We start from the raw sequence: 22,094 nt of genomic DNA, 5'->3' as shown, positions 1-22,094 counted from the left end.
CCCTCTTAACCGAGACGAGGTTCGCCGTCATGCAGATGCATGAATGTCTCGAAAACTGGCTGAACTGGCTGATTCATGAAAAGCGTGCCCGCCCCAATACGGTGCAGGCCTATCGCAATGACGTTACGGCTGCGCTGGTCTTTCTGACAGACCATCTGGGACAGGAACCCGATCTGAACGCTTTTGCAGGGTTGCGTCCCGGCGATTTCCGCGCCTGGCTCGCCTTCGACGCAGGCAGAGCGGAGAGAGGACGCGGTACACAGGATGGCCGCGCCCGTTCCCGCGCCAGACGCGTTTCGGCGTTCCGCTCGTTCATGCAGTATCTGTCGCTGCATCACGGCGTCAGCGCCAGCGCTCTACGCCAGTTGAGTGCGCCCAAAACCCGTAAACGCCTGCCCCGCCCCCTGTCCCGTGACCTGGCTCGCAGCGCACCTGCCGAAATAGCGTCCCTTGCCCATCACCCGCTTTGCGCTGCGCGCGATGAAGCTCTGTTCACGCTGCTTTACGGCGCCGGTCTGCGTATCGGAGAGGCCCTGTCTCTTACGCTCCGCGATGTCGACCGTGCTGCCGAGGCCGGGCTGCGTGTCACTGGCAAAGGGGGCAAGGAGCGCCTCGTTCCACTTCTTCCCCCCGTGCAGAAAGCGCTGGCGGAATGGCGAAAATACCATCCTGCCCGACGCCTGAAGCGCCTCTTTTTGTCGGACTGAGAGGCAAGAGGCTGCAACCCGCTGTCGCCCGACGGGTGATGCAGACCTGGCGCGAGCAAAGCGGCCTCGATTCCAGCGCAACCCCTCATGCCTTGCGGCATTCCTTTGCGACCCATCTGCTGGAAGGTGGTGCCGATCTGCGCGCCATTCAGGAACTTCTGGGTCATGCCAGCCTCTCCACGACCCAGACCTATACGCTGGCCGATGAAAATCATCTTCTTGCCGTCTGGCAGGCCCACCCACGCGCAAGGAAATAAGAAAAAGTGCTGCGTCCCGCTCTTGCTCTCCTGACCATGATCGTGGCCGGTGCCTTTCCTTCCGCAGCCATCGCTGATCCGTGCTTCCCCGAACGCATTGCCGTTCTGCCGCTGCATAATGACGGGCTGTTTCTCAATGCTCCGGTCGTACTCGACGGGAGGCAGGCGCGCTTTATTCTCGATACAGGCTCTGAGGGCAGTCTCATCACGCCCGAAGCCGCAACAGCACTGCATCTGACCCCCGACCGGCTCATGCCACTGTCATTCAGGGCCCCAATGGGCGCGGGCAGCTCGCTCCGAATATGCTGATTCGAGCCTTGTCTCTGGGAACAATCCCATTCGGGCTGCGCTCCATTCCCCTCGGAGCACTTCCCGGCCTGCCCGACCTGACCCCGCCGTTCGCAGGGCTCATGGGTGTCGATCTGCTTCAGAACTTCGATGTCGAATTCGACGTGCCACACCAGCGTCTCACGCTGTGGCGTTCTGCTGAACAAGGCGCCCATTGTGTCGCAGCGCCGTCATGGCCGGTGGGATACACCACTTTGCTGACGCGGCATGATGGCACACGACTGAGCGTGTCCTTCACGCTGGATGGACATGAGGGTACGGCCCTCATCGATAGCGGGGCGCGCTCTCACATCCTGTCACGGCGCTTCGCCCATCGTATGGGCATTACGGACGACATCCTGCGCAAGGATGAGGGTGGGGTGACCAGTGGCGTCGATCTCAATGCGCGCTGGTATCACTGGCATCGTTTTCACGCGCTGCATCTTGAAGAGGAAACACCAGCCACGGGTAATCCCGTCTGGAAAGATCCTGTGCTGACCGTCTCGGACATGCGCGAAAATGTGGACATGCTGCTGGGTGCTGACTGGTTTGCCCAACACGATGTCTGGATTTCATTCAGCGCAAGCAAGGTCTGGGTGCGCTAATACTGCTTACTGAGCAGAGCAGGCTACGGACGATATCGGTAAGGGGGGGAAGGTTCCGTGGTGGAGCTGAGGGGAATCGAACCCCTGACCTCCTCATTGCGAACGAGGCGCTCTCCCATCTGAGCTACAGCCCCACGGAACAGCTCGAAAGCACCATGGTTTGTCGTGCGAGTCAAGATTGACGCACCTGTCCCAAACCCGCCTCACTGGACGATATTGTGCAAGGCCCCTGCCAGCGCTAGGGTGGGCCAGTCCTATTGTTTTACAGAGAGACCGGATTTGCCGCTTTTAGCCCTCTTCAACATCCTGATGATGCTAATTCAGATCTTTGAGTGGGCGCTGATCCTGTACTGCGTCGTCAGCATGCTGCTCGGTTTTCGCATCCTCGATCCGAGCAACCGCTTCGTCTACAATGTCGCACTCTTCCTCAGCCGCATGGTCGAGCCGGTTCTCAATCCTGTGCGCTCGATCCTGCCCCAGTTCGGTGCGCTCGATCTCAGCCCGCTCGCTGTTCTGCTCGGACTGAGATATATCGTCGCCCCAGCTCTCTTCCAGCTTCTGGTCGTCCTACCCTCGCACCGCTGAAAAGCGCATTCGCAGGGCTCAAGGAAGCCCTTGGCGCGCCGCTGGAGTGAGGCTCCAGCAGGTGCTGAAAGAGGTACCTAATCGGCGACGTCGCTGAATTCATGCCAGCCAAGTCTGGCCGAAAGCAGCGTCGCCGTATGGATGATCTGAGGTGCGAGCGCCTTCATCCGCATCAAAGGCATCTCCGCTGCACGATCTGTGAGACTAATCGCCGCAACGATGCTTCCCGACGCATCGCGCACGGGGGCTGCGACACCGTGAATCCCGATTTCATCATCCTCCAGATCGAAGACACAATCCGCTGCCCGGTAGGAACGCATCCGATTGATCCAGCTCGTCAGTCCGGCGGGCGCATGGCGATAGCTGACCCGGTACGCGCGCGCCCAATCGCTCTCGCTGTCATCGAGAATGAGAGCCCGTCCTGAACTTGTACGGGCGAGCGGCACATGCTGATCCGTCCGTGCGCGTATCGGCAGCGGTTGACGGCCTTCCAGCCGCATCAGACAAATGGCGTGACTGTCCGAACGGACCGCGAGCTGAACGGTCTTGCCGGTGACTTCGCTCAGACTATGCAGAAGCGGGGCTGCCAGACCGAGAAGAGGTGAGGCCGTCTGCGTCCGGGGTGTCATGGCGATCAGCTTTTCACCGAGACCGTAACGCCCCGTCGATTTCAGACGTAACCATCCCTGCTGCAACAACGCAGCCGTCAAGCGCTGTGTCGTACTGCGCGTGCAACCGATCTCGAGAGCCAGTCCTGAAAGCGTGTCGACCCCCGCCTTGATCGCCAGAATAATCGAGAGACCACGTCCAAGCGTCTGTGTGCCCTGAGGCCAGTCTTGATCTGAATATGCCACGTGCCGCTCCCATCTCGTCACGAACGGTGCCTCGATGTCCTGGCGAGCGTCTCGTTCGATCCAAAGGTTCAACGCGATCCACAAAGGATGCGAGCGCATTTCATAGCGTTATTTGCGTTCTGTTAAGCAGTTATCTGCGTTTTCCATTCACATCTATGTAATCAAGACCTGACGAGTTCTTATTAATCTTGAAGTCAGTTTTTGAAGTCGTTGATTTTTATCTGATATAAATGAGGCCAGTATTTTCCTGTAACGAATATCCTGTCGCGCTTCCGGTCGTAGGCGATCCCATTCGCAACGGCATCAGGATCGAAGCTATTCACCTTTTCTGCAAGACCAGTCAGGTCGATCCACGATTTTACCTCTCCCGTTACTGGTCGATCCGCGCTATTTCGGGTGTCATCCAGATATTGGCCCATATCTCGCCATGGATATATTCGAGCTCATTCAATCTGCTGACAGGCACTCCGGCTGCTTTGACGCATATTCTGCTCAAAACACGCAGTGTGACAGGGTCGAGACGCTTCAGGCAGGGAGATCCGTCTGACATGATCAGCGAGCTGTCATCATGGGTCAGCCCCCAGCCCTCACCCTTGTAGCGGAAATTGCCCAGCATTTTCAGACCGGGGAAGCTCCAGAGAAATCCTCGCTCACTCCTCCATGTCAGCGTGACGAGCCTGTTCCGCCAAGCCACGATCCCTTCGCCGAAATACCCGTCCGGCAGCGAGGTCTGAGCGATCATCTTGCCTGTTTCGAGGGCCTCCTTCCGGATCTCCGAATGGCCCACCCGGCCGGTGCTCTCGAAAAGATATCCATCCTGGTAAAACAGGCCTTCGGTGAAGGCTTCAGGATCATGAGGGAAAACAGCCACGATCTGAGCCCTGTTCACCGGCACGCCATCCTGCGCCGCCACAACTCCTGATACCGAAAAGAGAAGGCCACTAACGAAAAGGCCGATACCTGTTCGGGAGAAAACAGAAACCATGGGGCACTCTCTGGATACCGGTTTTATGACATCAGGTCTGAAGAGAGCGTTTAGCCGGCTTGTGTGCCTGTGTCTCGCGTCCATAAATGGCAACGAAAGCTTGCCCGATACGCCCTGACACGAAAAGGATCTGCTCGTCACTGCTGTCGATCGGCAATTCGAAGCGCTTGCGTTGCACAAGCCGCGTCTGACACAGCGCCATGAACTGCTCCGCCGCAAAAACCGGGTCATCCGTTACGATGGCCCCACGGTCGATCCAGTGCTCGATCCACTGCGTCACCGTATCGAGAGTCTTGCCGAAGCCATAGCGCCAGAACGTGTCCGCCAGATCCGGGAAATGGGGTGCTTCGGAAACAATGATGCGATAAAGCCGCAAGGGCCCCGGCTGAAGCAGGATGCGGATAAACCGCTCTGCAAGCTGCGAGAAGGCTTCGACACAGGTGATGGCGGTCAGCTGGCTTTGACACAGAGCTGGAGCCAGCTTGCTTCGGCTCAGATCGTCGATAACGGCGCCGAACAACGCAGCCTTGTTCTCGAAGTGATTATAAAGCGTGCCCTTCGAGACCTTGGCGCGAAACGCAATCTGGGACATCGAGGCCCCTTCATAACCGGATTCGAGAAAGATCGCCTCAGCACCGTCCAGAATCTGGCGCCGTTTGGCATTGATCGAGACGCTCTCCTCCTGCCGGTCTTCCGCCCCAGGCAAAGAGATCCCTTCTTTCATGTTCAACCGGTCCATCCCCTCATTGCGTTAATCCATGCCAGATCCAGCGACCGGGAAATTCACGCGAGGTGGCCGTGGAGAAGAGGGCAGAAACTGACCGAACGGGTCGATCAGCGCAAGGGCAAACTGCGACAACCGGGCCGATTCAGCCGTTCTGAAACAAGAATGACTTCAATGTGTCCATGAAAGGTCTAGGCATTACCGTCACAGATAGCGATAAAATAGGCGTGACGATCCGTTATCAGAGACATGAGATCCTTATGACCCCTACACACCCGAATACGTCGCGCACGAACCGAGTTCTGCCCCCGGGCGTTGTCACAGGTGATGACTATCTCACCCTGATCGAGGCCTGCAAGGAGGGTGGTTACGCTCTGCCTGCCATCAATGTCGTCGGCACAGACAGCGTTAATGCCGTCCTCGAAGCGGCAGCCCGGAACAACTCGGATGTCATCATCCAATGCTCCAATGGTGGAGCCCGCTTCTATGCGGGCGAAGGCCTGGCCGATCAGCACAGAGCCCGTGTGCTCGGTGCTGCAGCATGGCGCATCATGTGCATCTTCTGGCCCGTGAGTATGGCGTCTGCGTCGTTCTTCATACCGATCACGCCGATCGCAAGCTCATTCCCTGGGTTGAGGGTCTTCTTGAACTGAGCGAGGCCGAGGTCGCTGCCGGTCGTCCTCCTCTCTTTTCCTCGCATATGCTCGATCTCTCCGCCGAGGCGCTTGACGATAATCTGGCCGAATGCGCCCGTCTTCTGCCCCGTATGGCGAAACTCGGGATCAGCCTCGAAATCGAACTTGGCGTCACGGGCGGAGAAGAGGACGGCGTTGGCCATGACCTCGAAGATCATGAAGACAACGCCCATCTCTACACCCAACCGGAAGATGTTCTTGTGGCGTGGAACCGCCTGTCGCCCCTCGGCCATGTGACCGTAGCGGCTTCATTCGGCAATGTTCATGGCGTTTACAAGCCGGGCAACGTCCAGCTCCGCCCTGAAATCCTTCTGCACTCGCAAGAGCATGTTGCCGAAAAAACAGGTCTTGGTCCCAAGCCGCTGGCTCTCGTCTTCCACGGCGGATCGGGCTCCGAAAAAGACAAGATCACGGCAGCTGTTTCCTACGGTGTTTTCAAGATGAACATCGATACTGACGTGCAATTCGCGTTTGCCAACGGAATCGGCCAATATGTGCTCGATCATCCGAAGGCGTTCCTGCACCAGATCGATCCCGAGACGGACGCGCCCTACAAGAAATTCTACGATCCGCGAAAATGGCTCCGTGTTGGCGAGAAAAGCATCGTCGATCGCCTTGAAGAGGCCTTTGCCGATCTGGGTTCCAAGGGCAGATCCATCGCCCAGAAGAGATGAAGACAGTGACTTGCGAAATTGTCAGGCGCTTTGTGGTCGCTCCAAACCAGATCGAAACATTCGAGTCGAGCTATGGCTCAGACGGCCCATGGGCCCGACTATTTCGCAATGTGCCCTCTTACCGGGGCACAAAACTCATCGCCGATGTCCTGCAGACCGGGCGCTACATCGCCATCGATGAATGGAGCTCCTATCAGGCCTATCTCGATTTCAAGAACGATCATTCAGATGCCTTTGCGGCTCTGGACTCGGCATGCGGGCCGCTCATCATCAGCGTCGAGTTTTTCGGGGCTTTTCGCGTCGTGCGCAGTCAGACGGACATCTCCTGACAGGAGTATGACAATACAGGTTCCGGATGCAGAAACTTCTTGCATCCGGGGGGCATCCTCTTTAATCGGGCGGCCTTGGCCCAAGGGGGCATGTTGCCCAACAGGCTGTCTACTGGTTTAGAGGTACGTGATGAACGCACTTGCTCAACTGGGGATGGTATCGGAACTCCCGAGAGATAACCAGACTGTCGCATCGAACACATCTCATGAAGAGGTGTGCAAGGATTACTTTATTGAGCGTGATGGTGAACGCTTTGCCGGCCACCACCTGCTGATCGATTTCTGGGACGCCAAGAATCTGGACGATCCTGCATCAATCGACGCCACGCTTTGCGAAGCCGCGGTTACCGCAGGAGCGACGATCCTGCACAGCCACTTCCACCACTTTACGCCCAATGGCGGCGTGTCGGGCGTGATTGTTCTGGCTGAAAGCCACATCTCGATCCACACTTGGCCGGAGCGTAACTTCGCTGCCGTGGACGTCTTCATGTGCGGTGCCTGCGACCCGAATCTAACGATTCCGGTGATGCAGCGTCTGTTCCAGGCTGGTCGCGTTGTTTCCGACGAAGTTCGTCGTGGCCGCGAAAAGATCACAAACGCAGCCTGACACAAGTCCGGATCTGCGCGGATTGCAGACCAAGCCGGGCCCAAAAGCCCGGCTTTTTTTACGAGAAAAAGGGGCAACGCTATGTCTGAGTCTTGGATCAACGAAACCCTGTACCCTGACTGGGGTCAGCGTTTTCGTGTCACGCGCGAGCTTGCACGCGTCAAAAGCGATTTTCAGGACATCGTCGTCTTCGAAAGCGAGTTTCACGGCCGTGTACTCGTGCTCGACGGCGTCATCCAGATCACCGAGCGTGATGAGTTCGTCTATCAGGAAATGCTGACGCATGTGCCGTTGCTGACGCATCCTGATGCAAAGCGCGTTCTGATCATCGGTGCGGGCGATGGCGGTGTTCTGCGTCGCGTGCTTCAGCACAAGACCGTTGAAAAAGCCGTCATGGTGGAAATCGACGGCGCCGTGATCGAGCTGTCCAAGCAGCATCTGCCCAACATCGCCGGTGACGCCTGGAACGACCCGCGCGCCGAAGTCATCGTCGGCGATGGCATCGATTATGTCGCTAAGGCAGAAGAGGGCTCCTTTGACGTCATCATCGTCGACTCGACCGACCCGATCGGCGTGGGCGAAGTGCTCTTCACCGATGCCTTCTACAAGGACTGCGCTCGCATCCTCTCCGCACAGGGTCTGATCGTCAATCAGTGCGGCGTTCCCTTCATGCAAGCCGATGAGCTGCGTGAGACCAGCGTGCGTCGTGCCAACTTCTTCCCGCATGTCTCGGCTTATGTTGCCGCCGTGCCGACTTATGTCGGTGGCTTCATGACGCTCGGCGTTGCTGCCAAGGGCGTCACCCCGACCAAGCAGAGTGTCGAAGACGTTCGCGCACGCGCTGAGGCTGCAGGCATTCTCGGCACGACACGGTACTGGTCGCCAGAAATCCACGTCGGCGCCTTCAACCTACCGCCTTACATCGCCGAAAACCTGCCCACGCAGGAAGGCTGATGCGTTCGTCCAGGGCTTGTCCCTGGACACGCAAAGGGGCCTCGGCCCCTTTCATCCCCACGTCAAAACCAGCAGATTTTCAGATAACACTTTCTCTGGTGGGGATCAGCGGGGCACCGCCCCGCGCCATCTAATATCCAGAACCGCTCAATAGCCGGATGACGATGGTTTTCCACTCATCCATCACCGCACCGTGGCCCATGGCCTGACCGCCGCGACGATACCAGTAGCGGGCATTATCGACGTCCCCTTCGACACGATGCAGCCAACCATGCACCCAGTTGCAATCGCGATCCTGTTCATTGGCCTGAACGATCTCATGCACAGCGGGCCAATCGGAACGCCCTCCCCACCACAAAGCCAGAAGCGCAGGGGAAAGACCTTGGGGAGGAATGCCATCTTCAAGGCTTTCCTGGAAAACGGACAGGGTCATGCTCATTGGCCAGTCTCCCATTCGAACCGTATACCGGTCATGTTCTCCGAAGCCTGCCAGAGCTTTTCCGCAAGGGAAAGCCCCTCCGCAACCGGAGGAACGATCGCAGGTCCCGGAGGCCCCCGTCTCTCGCCGGTACCCTGAGGACCGTAATAGCCGCCATCTTCCGCCTCAGATGAGAGCGCCGCGTAGAGAAACGGCTCCGCGCCAGCGGTCACATCCTGTCCCATCAGGCGGAACAACACATTTCCGAGACGATCCTGAATCAGAGCCAGCACCCGGCTCAGCGGCGCGTTCGACACACCGAGCGCCGCACTATTGGTGATGATCGAGCTGGTCGACCAACCGGGATGGGCAGCACGTACATGAAGCGGCGCACCAGCCGCCTTGACCCGTCGATCGAGCTCAAGGCTGAACAGCAGATTGGCAAGCTTGCTCTGGCGATACCGATCGAAGCGCTTGTAGCTCTCTGTCGCATTGAGATCGTCGAACGGGATTTCCCCCTTCCAGGCGGCAAGCGAGGCAATGGTCACAACATGCGCCTCTCCGGCAATCAGGGCAGGAAGGAGCTTTCCTGTCAGAGCGAAGTGCCCCAGATGATTGGTCCCGAATTGCAGCTCAAACCCGTCCTGCGTCGTCCGGCGCTGGGGCGGCGCCATAACGCCCGCATTATTGACCAGAATATGCACAGGCTGACTGCCCATACGGTCGACAAAGCGAACGATGGAGGCGAGCGATGCCAGATCGAGCCCTTCGAAACGCAGTGTCGCCCCTGGAACTGCCTGTTCGATCGCGATCAACGCCTCGCGCCCTTTTTCGGCGTTACGCCCCGTGACGATCACTTCGGCTCCCTTGCGGGCGAGGCCGATAGCCGTTGCAAGGCCGAGGCCGCCAGTGGCGCCGGTGACGATTGCAGTCTGCCCGGCGCAGGACCGATAGAGAGTCTCTCTCATGCTTCAGCCTTTTCAGGGCCTGCCTCGGCCTTGGCTTCTTTCAGGGCCTCATCGGTCAGACGCTTTTCGTTTTTCTTGAGGAAATAAAGACAGACCCCGAGGAAGAGAGCGACCAACGAGCCGATGCCGATTGCGAGGGGTCCTGAGAGACGGAGGATTTCCTTGCCTAGGAAATAGGTGGCGAGCGAGTAGCCTCCCGCCCAGACAACGCCCCCAAGCGCATTAAAGAAGAGAAATGATTTCCAGGGCATGTGATTGGCGCCCGCCAGAAGCGCCACGAAGACGCGCAGAATAGCGAGGAACCGCCCGAGGAAAACAACAGTTCCCCCATGCTTTTTGAAGAGATAGCGACCGAGAAGCAGACGTTCGTCGCTCAGACCGACCTTGCTCCGTGCTTCTGCAGAAGCTTGAAGCCGATGGAGCGCCCGATCAGATATCCAAGATTATCCCCCATGATGGCGCCCGTGACAGCAGCCACGGCCACCCACCGGATCTCGAGATGATGGGTGGTGGCTGCATAGATCGCCGCGCCGATGAGGAGACTCTCGGCAGGCAAAGGCAGCCCCATGCTTTCAAGCATGACAACAACGCCAACAATGCCGTAGCCATACTCCCTGAGCAGGTGTTCCAGAAAATGCAGCAGGGCTCTTATCCTTGGCAGGCGGGACGAAGAAGAGTCCGACTTGATGCCTGAAAGCCGCTCTCAGGAAAACTCGTCAGATGGTTTCCATCGGATTATCCTGAATCCCATGACGAATCCATCTTCGATCCCTTCCGGTTCCTGGCCTTCCTGGGTCTCACCAGATCTCGTGGCGGGCCGCAGCGTCTCGCTCTCCGACCTTCAGGCCGAAGGAGATCGTCTCTACTGGCTGGAAGGTCGACCTCAGGAACGCGGACGTACGGCCCTTGTCAGTCTCAAACGCAACGAAGCGCCTCAGGATTTACTGCCAACCACTCATGATGTGGGAACGCGCGTGCATGAATATGGCGGCGGCGCCTATCGCGTGTCGCAGGGCCAGCACGTGGTATTCAGTGACCGCAAATCCGGTCAGGTCTGGCTGAGAGGAAACGATGGCTCTCTGGTCGCTTTCGCCTCAACTCCGGGCTGCGCTTATACGGAATTCTCGTTCGATCGTGCCGAGCGCGGCGTTTTCTGCGTCCGCGAAGATCAGCGCGAAGCAGGTGAAGCAAAGGCGGCCATCGTCTGGCTGGATCGTCAGTCCGAGACCGTTCTGGTGGAAGGGGATGATTTCTACGCAGCGCCCCGTCCGGCCCCCGATGACGGGCATCTCGCCTGGATCTCATGGTCTCACCCCGATATGCCATGGGACGCAACCAGATTGTCTCTGTCTCGTCTGACATGGCACGACGCCGTGCCTCAGTCTGGATGGCCTCTGACGCTGAGCGGTGAGACCTTACGATGCAGCACCGTCGATCCGGTGTGGGAAAGCGCCGAAACACTTCTGGCAAGCTGCGACGCAATCGGATCCTGGCGCCCCTGCCGTTTCTGGACAGATCTGACCCATCAGCCCGAATATCTGCCCGATCCGGGTGGTGAAACGGGATTTCCCCATTGGGTCTTCGGTCAGCGTAGCCTTCGCCCGCTGCCCGATGGCCGTCTCATGGCCCAGATCGTGACCGAAGGCGTCAGCCAGATTGGCATTCTCGACAGTCACGGCTGGACGCACCACCCCGAGATCGATGCCGCGCAGGTGCCTGTCCTTTTCGATGACACCTTCGCCTGGATCGACACCCCAGCCGACGCGCCACCCGCCATCGTCATCGGTGGACGAAATCGACAGGTCAGACAGTCCTTCGATTTTCCTGAAGGCGTCGACGCCTGTGACTGTGCCGTCCCCGTTGCTCTGTCTTTCCCTTCCGAGGCAGGCGAAACGGCACACGCCCTCTATTACGCGCCAGTCAACCGCACCCACGCGCTGGCACCCGGCGAGCAACCGCCTCTGGTCGTGATGGCGCATGGCGGCCCGACAGCACGCGCCAACTCTGCCTTTTCGTTCAAGGTGCAATGGTGGACCAGCCGCGGCTTCGCCGTGCTCGATGTCAATTACCGTGGGTCGACCGGGTTCGGGCGTGCCTATCGTGAAGCTCTCGAAGGCCAATGGGGCATTGCGGACGTGCAGGACTGCATCGCAGCCGTACGTCATGTCACAGCACAGGGTCTTGCCGATCCGAAGCGCTGCGTTATCCGGGGCAGCAGCGCAGGCGGGCTGACTGTCCTGTCAGCTCTCGCCTCGTCTGACGTGTTCGCTGCGGGATGCTCGCTCTACGGCGTGACAGATCTGCGTGCGCTTGCCGGCGAGACCCATAAATTCGAGTCCCGTTATCTCGACCGGCTGATCGGCCCCTATCCTGAGCAGGAGGCCCTTTATCTGGCGCGCTCCCCTCTAAGTCATGTGGCAGAAATAACGGCGCCAGTCCTGTTCCTTCACGGCGATCTCGACAAGGTTGTCCCGCTTGCTCAGGCTCAGGCCATGCATGACGGCCTTCTGACTTTAGGGCGACACTCCGAGCTGCATGTCTATGAGGGCGAAGGGCATGGCTTTCGTCAGGAGCAGACCCTGAAAGACAGCTTTTCCAGAGAGCTCGCTTTTTATCAGCGTGTCTTCGCTGGGCAGTAAAGCAGAGCCCGGGGTGTCTGACTGACGCCCCGGAACACTGTTTTCCAGTTCAGGGCGCGGTAAGCGCCGTGTTGAGCAGATCGGCCAGGCGCACACCCGCTTGTTGTAGTCTTGTCTCAATCACAGGCAGGGCGACGGCGGTATAGGCCTCGCCCAGCGCTTTTTTCTTGCCGCTGGGAAGCGCGCCGTAAACCACATCGCGCGCCAGAGCGTGGCTCTCATCCGTCCATTTCACGACAGAGTCATGCACCGTGTCGGCAGAAAGCGCGCCGCTCCAGAAGTCAGCCTGACCGGGCGTAATCTGGGCATTGAGGCGGTCGGCCTCCGCGCGCGCCCTGGCAAAATCGATGGTGTAATGGGGTCCCACCACGAGATGGCGCTCATGGTTCATGATCCCCTCATCCCACAGCGAATGCAGGTTCTCATGTCCGTTTCGGTCCTGACCGAAATAGGACACCTTCACCGCATTGCCCCCCTTGTCGTGATCGCGTTCCGCAGCATGAAGCGGCTGATGCAGATCACCGGCAAGATGAACGATCCATTTCAGCGCCACCAGCCGTTCGGCTGAGGGTGCATGCGGGTCGGCCAGCACCTTCTCCATCTCCGGCAGTTTCTCCGTGACGCATAAATCGTTGCCGCAATCGCGAGGCTTGGCGTAGGTCGCGAAATTCGTATCGGTATCGACGTAATGCCAGGCAAGGGTCTGGGGCAGCCCGCCTTTCTCAGGCGAGACGTGGCCGATCGTGTCGGGCCATGACGCCACCTGATCGAGCGTCTGATGATTTTCGAGAGCGAGAAGGCGCGTCACTTCGGTTGTCGCCTGTGGAGACAGACGGCTTTGGGCGATATCGGCGACAATGGCGTGACCATAAGGCCCCCAGGCAAGAGCCTGCCCCGGCAGGGCCATGCCGAGAGAAACGGTGAAAAGCGCCGAAGCGGCGCAGAACGAGCGTCGGATCATGAAACCTCTGATCGAGAGCAGGAAGGGAGCGCTCGAACGTTCCACCGCCAAGGCTGCATTGCAAGGGATGTTATGATGACAGGCCTTGTCTCCCCTCAGGGTGAGGCGGGCGACCGACCCTCAGCCTTCCAGACGGACAGACCAGCCAGCACGCCAGCTTTCGCACGGCTTGAGGTGCAGGAGACCGGGTTTCTCCTCGAAGCTCCCTTCAAAATCGACCGGGCTGGCATAGCCTTGCCAGGGCTCGATACAGAGAAAATCCGAGCCCGGTTTCATCCAGAGGCCCAGCTGCTCAAAACCGTGCCAGGAGAAAACGAGGCCGGCATACTGCTCATCACGAAAGCGGATCGAGCGACTGACGGGATGCAGAAAAATCAACGCGTCTTTTTCGAACAAGGCCTCGTCCAGCCTGAGCACGTTGTCTTTCACCGGGCTCGGACGGTCGTTTCCTACGATCAATCCGCCATCGAGAGCGGATAACGGTCCGGGCTCAGCTGACTCGAATTCGAGAACATAATCTGTTTTCGACGTGTCGGAGGAGAGCGGCCAGATGAAGGCAGGATGCGCGCCCAAAGACGCATGCAACACGTCTCGGGTGTCAGGATTGCGTAATGTGTAATGCACATGCAGCCCCTCGTCATCGAGCGTGTAGTTCAGCTGCAGACGAAACGCCGACGGAAAAAGGGCCCGGCTCGTCGGGTCATCCTCAAGCACGAGCGCGCAGCTGCTTGCGCCGCGCTCGACCCAGCGAAACACACGGTCTCTCGCAAAGCCATGCTGGGTGAGGGTATAATCGAGCCCATCGATGACGGCATGATTATCACGCAGCCGACCGATAATCGGAAACAGGACCGGTGAGTGGCGAGGCCATGTGCTTCCCGTCCACATCAGCTCCCGGCCGGTCTCGTCACGCAGCGAACAGAGCTCGGCCCCCAAGGCGGCCACGCATGCCGTATATCGTCCGTTGGAAAAGATATGGCTTTCAGATGTCATCGATACGCTCCCTCGCCCAGCTTCGCCCTCTCCCTCTTAAAGAGGGGTAAACGAACACGAGCGCCGCCGAGCTTCCCTAAAAAACCAGTCAGATCAAGAGACTGTTTCGTGAGCATGCATGACCAAGCCCGTCATGCCCGGTCAGCGCAGCCTCCCTCGGAAGCCATTCCGAGCCGGGTTTGAGGTCGCGCTCGATCCCATGAAAAGCACGAGGCAAAGCTGCTTCAGGACACCCGCTCATCGCAGCAATTCTCACCGTGACGAAGGGGTTTCCCAGTCTGATCTGGCGAGAAAGGAAATATGTTTTGGTTACCATTTTTAATACTAAGATAAAAATCAATAATAGTTTCTTACAAAGAGTTTGAGAATCAGACGCGCTTTCATTAAGGAGTTGCGAAACCCTCGCAACTAACCGGAGTGTCGCATCTCATGCGTTCCCCCTCGCGCAAAACCCTTTCTCTCCTGCCGATGCTGACCGGGATCATTCTCGGATCGACACAGGCCTTTGCTGCAACGGACACGCCAGACACTCAGAAAGACAAGAAACCGCAGCGTCACCGCAAAGCGGAAAAGCGCGACAAGGACAAAGCCGATGAGAAGATTACGGTCGTCGGCAATGGCTTCAACACGCTGAAAGATCCGATCGGTCTCTCACGTATGCCGCAGGATGCCCTGCACACCCCACAACAGATCAACATCGTGCCGCAGATGTTGATGAAGCAGCAAAACGTCAAATCGGTAGACGAAGCCATGCGCAACGTACCGGGTGTCACCTCATCCATCGGTGAGGGTGCGGGGGGCATGAATGGCGATCAGTTCCTGATCCGAGGCTTCCAGGCCCAAAACGATATCTATCAGGATGGGCTGCGCGATTTCGGCGTCTACAGCCGGGATGCCTTCAATCTCGAGACCGTGTCGGTCATCAAAGGCCCGTCTTCCGAAGTCTTCGGTAACGGCACGACCGGTGGCGCCATCAATATGATTACCAAGACACCGACCCTGACCGATCATTATTCAGCAGAATTCAACGGCGGATCGGGCTCCTTCTATCGCGGAGTCCTAGATTTCAACAAAAAACTCGACGATCACACGGCCCTGCGCATCACAGGCATGGGGAGCGAGAATAATGTCGTCGGACGAGATTCCATCTATTCCCATCGCTGGGGCATCGCACCGTCGATCGCCTTCGGACTGGGAAGCAAAGCCACGCTCGTCCTGCAATATATGCACCAGCAGGAGAATTCGGTGCCCGATTTCGGCGTGCCGGTCATCACGCCCCCCGGTGCCAGAACAGGGGGGCCCATTACCCAGTACGGCATTCGTCGCACCAATTTTTACGGCACGAATTTCGATCAGAACGCCACCAACGATAATATGGAAACGGCGCGTTTCTCCTACAAACTCAACGACCATATCAAGTTCTATGACGATCTTCGTGGCGGGCAGTTCTATCGCAATTTCGCCGCATCGAAGGCGACCTGCGACAAGACCTGCGTCAATAACTACTTCCTCGGCAATCTGGCCTCCGCTCTCGTCGCGCGCTCAGGCCCCAGTGGCGCGGGTAATGGTAAAGGGCCCGGCACCTATCTCGCGCCTCTGCCCTATCAGCAGACAAGCTGGTCAATCCAGAATGTGGCCTCGATGGTGGCCGATTTTCATACAGGCTTCCTGAAACACCAGCTGGTGACCGGCTTCGATATCGAACGCGTCAATGACGTGCGGTCGCAATCGACCTATCTCGAAGCCAAACCCTTTGCCTCTCTGGTCAATCCGAACCCCAATGTCGGCGATCTGCGCCCCGTGCCAGGCGACATGAACCCGGGCGGCCTCGTCAGCCTTGGCGCGCTCGGCGCCAAGGGCAATTCGAACGGCTACGGATTTGATACCGGCCTGTTCCTGTACGACCAGATCTGGATGACGAACTGGCTATCCGTCAAAGGCGGTTTCCGCTGGGATCGTTGGCAAACGAGCTACAATCTGACGGGCGGCAATGTCGCAGCCAATCCTGACATCCACTACCATCAGGTCAGCAGCGTCTTTAACCCCAATGTCAGTCTTGTTGCGACGCCCGACGCGCATCAGACCTATTACTTCACCTGGGCCACGTCGACGACGCCAAGCGGTATGTACGTCACCAACGGCTCCGTACCGATCCGCCCGGGCACCAATTCCTTCGCCAGCCCGGAAAAGGCCACGCTGTACGAGGTTGGAGCGAAATATAGCGCTTTCCATGATCGCATGGGCTTTACGGCATCGCTGTTTCGTCTGGACAAGAATAACGCCCTCAACGCCGATCCGGTCACGGGTGAGGTACTGGGATCGAGTGACAAGCAGCGCAACCAGGGGCTCGAACTCTCGGTTGGCGGCATGATCATGCGCGGCTGGAATATTTCGGCGACCTACGCCCTCTACGACAGCAAGACGCTTTCCTCCGACAACGCTGCGGCCGTTGGCAAGCAGGTGCAGTATGTGCCGCATAATCAGGCGACACTCTGGTCTGTTTATGAAGCCTTCCCGAACAAGCCTTACAATATCTCGTTTGGCGGTGGCCTGACATGGCGTCAGCATGTGTGGCTGAACACACCCAATACAGTCCGTGTTCCGGCCAATCTAGATTTTGACGCTGTCATCTCTCACCGGCTGGGCTCGCACTGGAAGATCGCGCTCAACGGCTATAATCTTGCCAACCGCCTGAACTATCAGAGCCTGTTCGTGAACCGGGCCACACCCACTGCTGGCCGCACCTTCCTCGGTCAGATCAGTCTGAATTACTGAGACATTCCAGGGTCGGTTTTTCACCGGCCCTGCCCTTTCTGCAAAAGAGATCGTCCCCGCTCAATCAAAGCTTGCTTCCCCGGTCTCAAGCATCGCTCGGCCATTCTTGATAGGCCTCGCCCCCGCTTCTGCGCTAAGAGAGCCGCAAAAGTGGTTTTCAGGCTTCGGGAAGATTTATCATGACGCAGGCACCTTCTGCATTGCGGCTCTTTATCGCTTCACTCCGTTCAACGATCCGGCTGCAATACGCGGGCCTCTTCTCGACGCCTGCCTTTCCCACGGTATCAAAGGCACCCTCCTCCTCGCACGTGAAGGCATCAACGGCACCATTGCGGGGAGCTCCGAGGGGATAGAAGCCATTCTCGCGCATATTCGCACCCTGCCCGGATGCGACGCGCTCGAATGGAAGCTCTCCTATAATGACGCCATGCCGTTCAACCGCATGAAAGTGCGCCTGAAGCGTGAAATCGTCACCATGGGTCAACCCGATATCGATCCGCTCACCGGTGTCGGGCACTACGTCCCGGCTACCGAGTGGAACGCGCTGATTGCCGACCCCGATACGATCCTGATCGACACCAGAAACGACTATGAAGTGGCGGTCGGGACGTTCAAAGGCGCCATTGACCCTGACATCCAGAGCTTTCGTGAATTTCCTGAGTGGTTCCGCGCCCGTCGCGCGGCTCTCGAAGCAGAAGGGCGCAAGCCGAAAATCGCCATGTTCTGCACAGGCGGCATACGCTGCGAGAAATCGACCGCTTTCGCCCTCTCCGAAGGTGTCGAGGATGTGTATCACCTCAAGGGCGGCATTCTGAAATATCTGGAAGAAGTGCCTGAATCCCAGAGCCAATGGGAAGGCGAATGCTTCGTTTTCGACCAGCGCGTTACCGTGCGCCATGGGCTCGAACCGGGCGCCTATGATCTGTGTCACGCCTGCCGCCGCCCCGTCTCGGCTGAAGACAAAGCTTCCGCGCTTTATGTCGAAGGCGTGCAATGCCCTGCCTGTGCGAGCGAGCGTACTGAAAACCAACGCGCCCGCTACGCCGCCCGCCAGCATCAGGAAGATCTCGCCCGTTCACGCGGCAAACACCATATCGGCGGCGAGTAAACCCGTTGGAGCAGTAGACAAACAAGCCGCATCGGCGATCTGTTTGTTCTGCAACCCGTTTAGGGTGCGATCCGCTTTGGCTTCACATCAGCCATAAAGAAGGGATCGTCGACGACAATGGAAGAACACGCCGAGGCACCGCTCATCCTCACCCTTGAACTGGCCCCAGAAGATCAAGGCTGGGCACAAAGGCAGCGCGATCTCTATTTTCCACCCGAACGAAATATTGTTCCCGCGCATATCACACTGTTCCATGCCATGAACGCCATCGACAGGGACGATGTTCTGACTGTCATGAAGCAGAGACGTCCTGCCCCTCTGGTGCGGATCGAGGCTCCCTATCTCCTGGGGCGCGGCGTGGCCTACCGTATTTTCAGCCCTGACGGGGCAAAGATCCGCGAGGCCATCCGTCAGCTCATTCCAAATGAACGACTGACAAAGCAGGATCAGGCCCCCTGGCGTCCTCATCTGACAGTGCAAAACAAGGTCACTCCCGAACAGGCCCGTGACCTGCATGCCCGGCTTTCAACGGAGCCAGCACGAGAAGAGAGCCGCGCAGCCGCCCTGAATTTATGGCGTTATCTGGGTGGACCATGGGAAAGGCTTGAGCGCGTTCCCTTCACAGATCAATGAGCCAGATATCGCGCTTTCGTCGTCACGCAGCCGACCGAAACCGCGTCAGAGCAGGCGAGCGAGTTTGAGGAAGACCCAGGTCAGGATCATCGCGATGAAGCAGACCAGTCCGGCTTCGAGCGTCCCGAATTGTCCACTCGCCAGATACATCCCCCCCGTATTCATGCCGAAAAATCCGGTGACCAGCGTCGCAGGGAACATGAGAATGGTGGCCGCTGTCAGGATATAAAGACGACGGTTGGTTTCTTCAGCCTGAGATGACCCCAGCTCATCCTGAAGCGAACGGGCACGGTCAAGAAGCGCAATCATATCGTCCAGCGCGGCGTGAACCTGACGCTCGGTCCGGTCACGCAATTCATCCTCGGCCCATTCGGGCAATTCCAGATCTTCATCACGCAGCACACGGTCGATCGGTGTCACAACGCGGCGCAGCTCCGTCGCGCGTCGGCGGCCCTTACCCACGATGCCGCCCAGATGACCCAGATCGGTACGGCGTTCGATCAGGAGCAAGGCGTCTTCGGCACGGTCGAGTTCATCATCGAGCTTGCCAATCTGGCGACGCACACTGCCAGTAAATTCCCGCAAGGCGCGGTCGATCACCCCGGCTGGGCTCCGGGGGATCGAATCCGCCCGAAGCGTGCGAAAAGCTGCACCCAGCACCGGGATAGGGTTGCGCCGGGTGGTAATCAGCAGATCAGGGCGCATGGCAAAACGCCAGGCACAGATATCGCGATCTTCTTCCGATACGGCGTCGTCAAAAGCAGGCAGCGCGCCCCAGACAAGGCCGGGCAGGGCTTCAAGCATCACGCCATATTCTGTCTCCGCCAGCATGGCACTGACATCTTCTGGCAGGCAGGGCAGGGTGGCGACATGCTGTCGTGCAGAACTATGCACGGTGTCAAAATGCAGCCAGGCCCAGCTTTCCGATGGCTTGGGATAGTTAGACGGCGGCGTACGATCGTTGAGAAGACTCTCGATCTCATGCGGCTCAAGCGGAGCAGGGTCTTCACCGGGGCGTGCCCTGATCGCCCAGACGAGCCCGTTCGCGATCCCATGCGGCAAGGCACTGCTCGGCTTCATGTCCTGACCTGCGACGACTGAGAACGGCAGCTGCGAGCGTGTGTTGGACATGCCATCCTCCATCGTGAGGGATCGGGCGCGCGGGCATTGCGCTGACAGCTCTGTCGCATGTGTGCCCTAGACAGGCAACCGCTTTCAAACCTTAATCTGCAGGAGAGGAAACTGGAACGCTGTCGGTTTGTTACCAGCTCGTTCGAGCGTCCTTCAAAACCAAGAACCATACTGGACGCCCCCTTCCCGGTTTTTCGACAGGAGCCTGTCATGAAACATGCACTCAGAGCCGCTCTGGCCGTATCCGTTCTTCTTGCGACACCCTTTGGGGTCCATCAGATTGCCTTCGCCCAGGCGAGCACCGTGACCGATAGCGACGTCGCTCCCAACGCGAAGACGGCAGAGACACTCAAAAACCAGTCGAGTCAGATCCATAATCCGACCGAACAGAACGAGACGTTCAAAAACCAGATGAGCGAGCAGCCTGACCCCAAGGCTCCCGTCGCGCCTTCTGCCAAAGCCTCGTTGACCGGGGAAACGTCAACGCAGATGCCGATCTCATCTCCGCAGCATGAGGCCGCGTCCAAACCCAAGCATCACCACAAACACTCGAAAACCACAGCTAAATCAGCAGAGAAATAACCCTCTCTCTGATAAAGTCTGAAACGCCCGCTCCGTAGGAGACGGGCGTTTTTTATGCGTGCTGGCCGAATGGCCGAACTCGCTTTATACAAATGCCCCTCATTAGAGAAAGACAAGGGTTTCAGAATGACCGATTACAAGGTGCGCGATATCGCCCTGGCCGAATGGGGCCGCAAGGAAATTTCCATTGCTGAAGGCGAAATGCCCGGGCTGATGGCCCTCCGCGAGGAATATGGCGCAAGCCAGCCGCTTAAAGGCGCGCGCATCGCTGGCTGTCTGCACATGACCATCCAGACTGCCGTGCTGATCGAGACACTGACAGCCCTTGGCGCCACCGTGCGCTGGTCGTCGTGCAACATCTTCTCGACCCAGGATCAGGCTGCTGCTGCCATCGCCGCAACCGGCGTGCCGGTCTTTGCCTGGAAGGGCCTGAGCGAAGAGGAGTTCTGGTGGTGCATCGAGCAGACCATCAAGGGTCCCGATGGCTGGACACCGAACATGATCCTCGATGATGGCGGCGATCTGACCGTTCTCATGCACGACAAGTATCCCGAGATGCTGAACGATGTGCGTGGTCTGTCCGAAGAGACGACCACGGGTGTGCATCGTCTGTGGGAAATGGCCAAGAAGGGCACGCTGAAGGTTCCGGCCATCAACGTGAACGACAGCGTCACCAAGTCGAAATTCGATAATCTCTACGGCTGCCGTGAGAGCCTGGTCGACGCCATCCGTCGTGGCACCGACGTCATGATGGCCGGCAAGGTTGCCGTCGTCGCCGGTTATGGCGATGTGGGCAAGGGATCAGCGGCGTCGCTGCGCAATGCAGGCTGCCGCGTGCTCGTGACCGAAGTCGATCCGATCTGCGCTCTTCAGGCCGCAATGGAAGGCTATGAAGTCGTCACCATGGAAGCCGCCGCATCGCGTGGCGATATCTTCGTAACCTGCACGGGCAATGTCGACATCATCACTGTCGAGCATATGCGCGAGATGAAGCACCGCGCCATCGTGTGCAATATCGGCCATTTCGACAGCGAAATTCAGGTCGAAGCCCTGCGCAACTACAAGTGGGACAATGTGAAGCCGCAGGTGGACGAAATCGAGTTCCCCGATGGCAAGCGCATTATTCTGCTGTCCGAAGGCCGTCTCGTGAACCTTGGCAATGCCACGGGTCACCCCTCCTTCGTGATGTCGGCCTCCTTCACCAACCAGACTCTGGCTCAGATCGAACTCTGGACAGCCAAGCCCGGCCAGTACGAGACCAAGGTCTACACCCTGCCGAAGAAGCTGGACGAGAAGGTGGCAGCACTTCATCTCGCCAAGGTCGGCGCCGAGCTGAGCAAGATGAGCGGCAAGCAGGCCGATTATATCGGCGTACCCGTCGCTGGTCCGTTCAAGCACGAAGAATACCGCTACTAAGAAAAAGGGGCGCAGGTGAATAACCTGCGCCTTCTTCTAGGTGCTTTCTTAGGGATGACAAAATCCCCAAGAATAAAGAATTATACTTCCTCAAATATCTATCCAACGCTCAAATCAAAACCATTCTTAGGGACATCGCCTTCTGGCCCTAGTCGACAAGCCAGGAA

The 22,094-nt window shown here is 58.3% G+C and carries 19 protein-coding genes, 1 tRNA gene and 4 pseudogenes; 14 read left to right on the top strand and 10 right to left on the bottom strand.

Going from position 1 to position 22,094, the window contains the following annotated elements; all coding sequences use genetic code 11:
* Nucleotides 1–29: 29 nt before the first annotated feature.
* The 3 genes and pseudogenes from JCM15831_RS16600 (at nucleotide 30) to JCM15831_RS16595 (ending at nucleotide 1,896) form a co-directional block, all read left to right on the top strand.
* Nucleotides 30–964: pseudogene (locus tag JCM15831_RS16600) on the top strand (tyrosine recombinase XerC).
* 6 nt (nucleotides 965–970) lie between these two features.
* Nucleotides 971–1,273, top strand: a complete 303-nt coding sequence (locus tag JCM15831_RS22425; protein ID WP_051528306.1) for a retropepsin-like aspartic protease — start codon at nucleotides 971–973, stop codon at nucleotides 1,271–1,273.
* Nucleotides 1,267–1,896: a retropepsin-like aspartic protease gene (locus tag JCM15831_RS16595; RefSeq protein ID WP_051528305.1), complete on the top strand. Its 630-nt coding sequence runs from the start codon at nucleotides 1,267–1,269 to the stop codon at nucleotides 1,894–1,896. The genes JCM15831_RS22425 and JCM15831_RS16595 overlap by 7 nt, the downstream gene beginning before the upstream one ends.
* A gap of 58 nt (nucleotides 1,897–1,954) precedes the next feature.
* On the opposite strand, the gene JCM15831_RS04345 is transcribed toward JCM15831_RS16595, so the two are convergent.
* Nucleotides 1,955–2,030: transfer RNA gene (locus JCM15831_RS04345), tRNA-Ala, on the bottom strand.
* Between the two features lie 145 nt (nucleotides 2,031–2,175).
* On the opposite strand from JCM15831_RS04345, the gene JCM15831_RS04340 reads away from it, so the two are divergent.
* A complete protein-coding gene (locus tag JCM15831_RS04340) occupies nucleotides 2,176–2,481 on the top strand; it encodes a YggT family protein (RefSeq protein WP_025823007.1) in 306 nt (101 codons plus the stop codon).
* A 77-nt stretch (nucleotides 2,482–2,558) separates the two neighbouring features.
* Here JCM15831_RS04340 and JCM15831_RS04335 read toward each other — a convergent pair whose 3' ends face one another.
* The 3 genes and pseudogenes from JCM15831_RS04335 to JCM15831_RS04325 form a co-directional block, all read right to left on the bottom strand.
* A complete protein-coding gene (locus JCM15831_RS04335; protein ID WP_035773905.1) occupies nucleotides 2,559–3,335 on the bottom strand; it encodes an IclR family transcriptional regulator in 777 nt (258 codons plus the stop codon).
* Between the two features lie 194 nt (nucleotides 3,336–3,529).
* Nucleotides 3,530–4,320, bottom strand: a pseudogene (locus JCM15831_RS16590) (glutaminyl-peptide cyclotransferase).
* 31 nt (nucleotides 4,321–4,351) lie between these two features.
* Nucleotides 4,352–5,044 carry a TetR/AcrR family transcriptional regulator gene (locus JCM15831_RS04325; protein WP_084490550.1) on the bottom strand — a complete coding sequence of 231 codons (693 nt, stop codon included), beginning with the start codon at nucleotides 5,042–5,044 and terminating at the stop codon, nucleotides 4,352–4,354.
* A 260-nt stretch (nucleotides 5,045–5,304) separates the two neighbouring features.
* Here JCM15831_RS04325 and fbaA point away from each other — a divergent pair.
* The 4 genes and pseudogenes from fbaA to speE all read left to right on the top strand — a co-directional run bounded on the left by fbaA (nucleotide 5,305) and on the right by speE (nucleotide 8,303).
* Nucleotides 5,305–6,413 (top strand): annotated as a pseudogene (fbaA, locus tag JCM15831_RS16585) (class II fructose-bisphosphate aldolase).
* Nucleotides 6,410–6,742, top strand: coding sequence for an antibiotic biosynthesis monooxygenase family protein (locus tag JCM15831_RS04315; RefSeq protein WP_025823001.1), 333 nt, complete (start codon nucleotides 6,410–6,412; stop codon nucleotides 6,740–6,742). The pseudogene fbaA and the gene JCM15831_RS04315 overlap by 4 nt, the downstream one beginning before the upstream one ends.
* Nucleotides 6,743–6,872: 130 nt before the next feature.
* A complete protein-coding gene (gene speD, locus JCM15831_RS04310) occupies nucleotides 6,873–7,349 on the top strand; it encodes an adenosylmethionine decarboxylase (protein WP_025822995.1) in 477 nt (158 codons plus the stop codon).
* A gap of 81 nt (nucleotides 7,350–7,430) precedes the next feature.
* Nucleotides 7,431–8,303 (top strand): polyamine aminopropyltransferase, encoded by an 873-nt coding sequence (gene speE / locus JCM15831_RS04305; protein ID WP_025822993.1) that lies wholly within the window; start codon nucleotides 7,431–7,433, stop codon nucleotides 8,301–8,303.
* Between the two features lie 130 nt (nucleotides 8,304–8,433).
* Here the strand turns inward: speE and JCM15831_RS04300 are convergent, their stop codons facing one another.
* From JCM15831_RS04300 to JCM15831_RS16580, 3 genes and pseudogenes are all read right to left on the bottom strand, one after another.
* Complete coding sequence (locus JCM15831_RS04300) at nucleotides 8,434–8,742, bottom strand: hypothetical protein (protein ID WP_051528304.1); 309 nt, start codon at nucleotides 8,740–8,742, stop codon at nucleotides 8,434–8,436.
* Nucleotides 8,739–9,689 (bottom strand): SDR family oxidoreductase, encoded by a 951-nt coding sequence (locus JCM15831_RS04295; protein WP_025822989.1) that lies wholly within the window; start codon nucleotides 9,687–9,689, stop codon nucleotides 8,739–8,741. Before JCM15831_RS04295 ends, JCM15831_RS04300 begins: the two co-directional genes overlap by 4 nt.
* Nucleotides 9,686–10,269 (bottom strand): annotated as a pseudogene (locus tag JCM15831_RS16580) (DedA family protein). Before JCM15831_RS16580 ends, JCM15831_RS04295 begins: the two are co-directional and overlap by 4 nt.
* 169 nt (nucleotides 10,270–10,438) lie before the next feature.
* Between JCM15831_RS16580 and JCM15831_RS04285 the strand changes: the two are divergent.
* On the top strand, nucleotides 10,439–12,328 hold the full coding sequence (locus JCM15831_RS04285) for an alpha/beta hydrolase family protein (protein WP_025822987.1): 1,890 nt from the start codon (nucleotides 10,439–10,441) through the stop codon (nucleotides 12,326–12,328).
* 49 nt (nucleotides 12,329–12,377) lie between these two features.
* Here the strand turns inward: JCM15831_RS04285 and JCM15831_RS04280 are convergent, their stop codons facing one another.
* Nucleotides 12,378–13,334, bottom strand: a complete 957-nt coding sequence (locus tag JCM15831_RS04280) for a S1/P1 nuclease (RefSeq protein WP_232227991.1) — start codon at nucleotides 13,332–13,334, stop codon at nucleotides 12,378–12,380.
* 75 nt (nucleotides 13,335–13,409) lie between these two features.
* Nucleotides 13,410–14,282: an aldose 1-epimerase family protein gene (locus JCM15831_RS04275; RefSeq protein WP_025822983.1), complete on the bottom strand. Its 873-nt coding sequence runs from the start codon at nucleotides 14,280–14,282 to the stop codon at nucleotides 13,410–13,412.
* Between the two features lie 429 nt (nucleotides 14,283–14,711).
* Here JCM15831_RS04275 and JCM15831_RS04265 point away from each other — a divergent pair, with 429 nt between their 5' ends.
* From JCM15831_RS04265 to JCM15831_RS04255, 3 genes are all read left to right on the top strand, one after another.
* Nucleotides 14,712–17,057 (top strand): TonB-dependent receptor, encoded by a 2,346-nt coding sequence (locus JCM15831_RS04265; RefSeq protein ID WP_035773901.1) that lies wholly within the window; start codon nucleotides 14,712–14,714, stop codon nucleotides 17,055–17,057.
* A 172-nt stretch (nucleotides 17,058–17,229) separates the two neighbouring features.
* Nucleotides 17,230–18,165: an oxygen-dependent tRNA uridine(34) hydroxylase TrhO gene (gene trhO, locus JCM15831_RS04260; RefSeq protein ID WP_035773899.1), complete on the top strand. Its 936-nt coding sequence runs from the start codon at nucleotides 17,230–17,232 to the stop codon at nucleotides 18,163–18,165.
* Between the two features lie 117 nt (nucleotides 18,166–18,282).
* Nucleotides 18,283–18,798 carry a 2'-5' RNA ligase family protein gene (locus tag JCM15831_RS04255; protein WP_025822972.1) on the top strand — a complete coding sequence of 172 codons (516 nt, stop codon included), beginning with the start codon at nucleotides 18,283–18,285 and terminating at the stop codon, nucleotides 18,796–18,798.
* A 45-nt stretch (nucleotides 18,799–18,843) separates the two neighbouring features.
* Here JCM15831_RS04255 and JCM15831_RS04250 read toward each other — a convergent pair whose 3' ends face one another.
* Nucleotides 18,844–19,929, bottom strand: coding sequence for a CorA family divalent cation transporter (locus tag JCM15831_RS04250; RefSeq protein ID WP_025822971.1), 1,086 nt, complete (start codon nucleotides 19,927–19,929; stop codon nucleotides 18,844–18,846).
* A gap of 210 nt (nucleotides 19,930–20,139) precedes the next feature.
* On the opposite strand from JCM15831_RS04250, the gene JCM15831_RS04245 reads away from it, so the two are divergent.
* Both JCM15831_RS04245 and ahcY read left to right on the top strand, forming a co-directional pair.
* Nucleotides 20,140–20,511, top strand: a complete 372-nt coding sequence (locus JCM15831_RS04245) for a hypothetical protein (protein WP_025822969.1) — start codon at nucleotides 20,140–20,142, stop codon at nucleotides 20,509–20,511.
* 126 nt (nucleotides 20,512–20,637) lie between these two features.
* Nucleotides 20,638–21,927: an adenosylhomocysteinase gene (gene ahcY, locus JCM15831_RS04240; protein ID WP_025822967.1), complete on the top strand. Its 1,290-nt coding sequence runs from the start codon at nucleotides 20,638–20,640 to the stop codon at nucleotides 21,925–21,927.
* Nucleotides 21,928–22,094 lie beyond the last annotated feature (167 nt).

The organism is Asaia astilbis JCM 15831, assembly GCF_000613845.1.
Classification (GTDB): domain Bacteria; phylum Pseudomonadota; class Alphaproteobacteria; order Acetobacterales; family Acetobacteraceae; genus Asaia; species Asaia astilbis.
The sequence above is the reverse complement of the archived record's forward strand: the minus strand, read 5'-3'. Positions and strand labels throughout refer to the sequence as shown.

What these genes read in the sequence shown, in the direction of transcription:
- JCM15831_RS16595 (WP_051528305.1), top strand. Translation starts at nt 1,267, where the DNA reads ATGCTGATTCGAGCCTTGTCTCTGGGAACAATCCCATTCGGGCTGCGC.
- JCM15831_RS04325 (WP_084490550.1), bottom strand. Translation starts at nt 5,044, where the DNA reads ATGAAAGAAGGGATCTCTTTGCCTGGGGCGGAAGACCGGCAGGAGGAG.
- JCM15831_RS04315 (WP_025823001.1), top strand. Translation starts at nt 6,410, where the DNA reads ATGAAGACAGTGACTTGCGAAATTGTCAGGCGCTTTGTGGTCGCTCCA.
- speD (WP_025822995.1), top strand. Translation starts at nt 6,873, where the DNA reads ATGAACGCACTTGCTCAACTGGGGATGGTATCGGAACTCCCGAGAGAT.
- speE (WP_025822993.1), top strand. Translation starts at nt 7,431, where the DNA reads ATGTCTGAGTCTTGGATCAACGAAACCCTGTACCCTGACTGGGGTCAG.
- JCM15831_RS04300 (WP_051528304.1), bottom strand. Translation starts at nt 8,742, where the DNA reads ATGAGCATGACCCTGTCCGTTTTCCAGGAAAGCCTTGAAGATGGCATT.
- JCM15831_RS04295 (WP_025822989.1), bottom strand. Translation starts at nt 9,689, where the DNA reads ATGAGAGAGACTCTCTATCGGTCCTGCGCCGGGCAGACTGCAATCGTC.
- JCM15831_RS04285 (WP_025822987.1), top strand. Translation starts at nt 10,439, where the DNA reads ATGACGAATCCATCTTCGATCCCTTCCGGTTCCTGGCCTTCCTGGGTC.
- JCM15831_RS04275 (WP_025822983.1), bottom strand. Translation starts at nt 14,282, where the DNA reads ATGACATCTGAAAGCCATATCTTTTCCAACGGACGATATACGGCATGC.
- JCM15831_RS04265 (WP_035773901.1), top strand. Translation starts at nt 14,712, where the DNA reads ATGCGTTCCCCCTCGCGCAAAACCCTTTCTCTCCTGCCGATGCTGACC.
- JCM15831_RS04255 (WP_025822972.1), top strand. Translation starts at nt 18,283, where the DNA reads ATGGAAGAACACGCCGAGGCACCGCTCATCCTCACCCTTGAACTGGCC.
- JCM15831_RS04250 (WP_025822971.1), bottom strand. Translation starts at nt 19,929, where the DNA reads ATGTCCAACACACGCTCGCAGCTGCCGTTCTCAGTCGTCGCAGGTCAG.
- JCM15831_RS04245 (WP_025822969.1), top strand. Translation starts at nt 20,140, where the DNA reads ATGAAACATGCACTCAGAGCCGCTCTGGCCGTATCCGTTCTTCTTGCG.
- ahcY (WP_025822967.1), top strand. Translation starts at nt 20,638, where the DNA reads ATGACCGATTACAAGGTGCGCGATATCGCCCTGGCCGAATGGGGCCGC.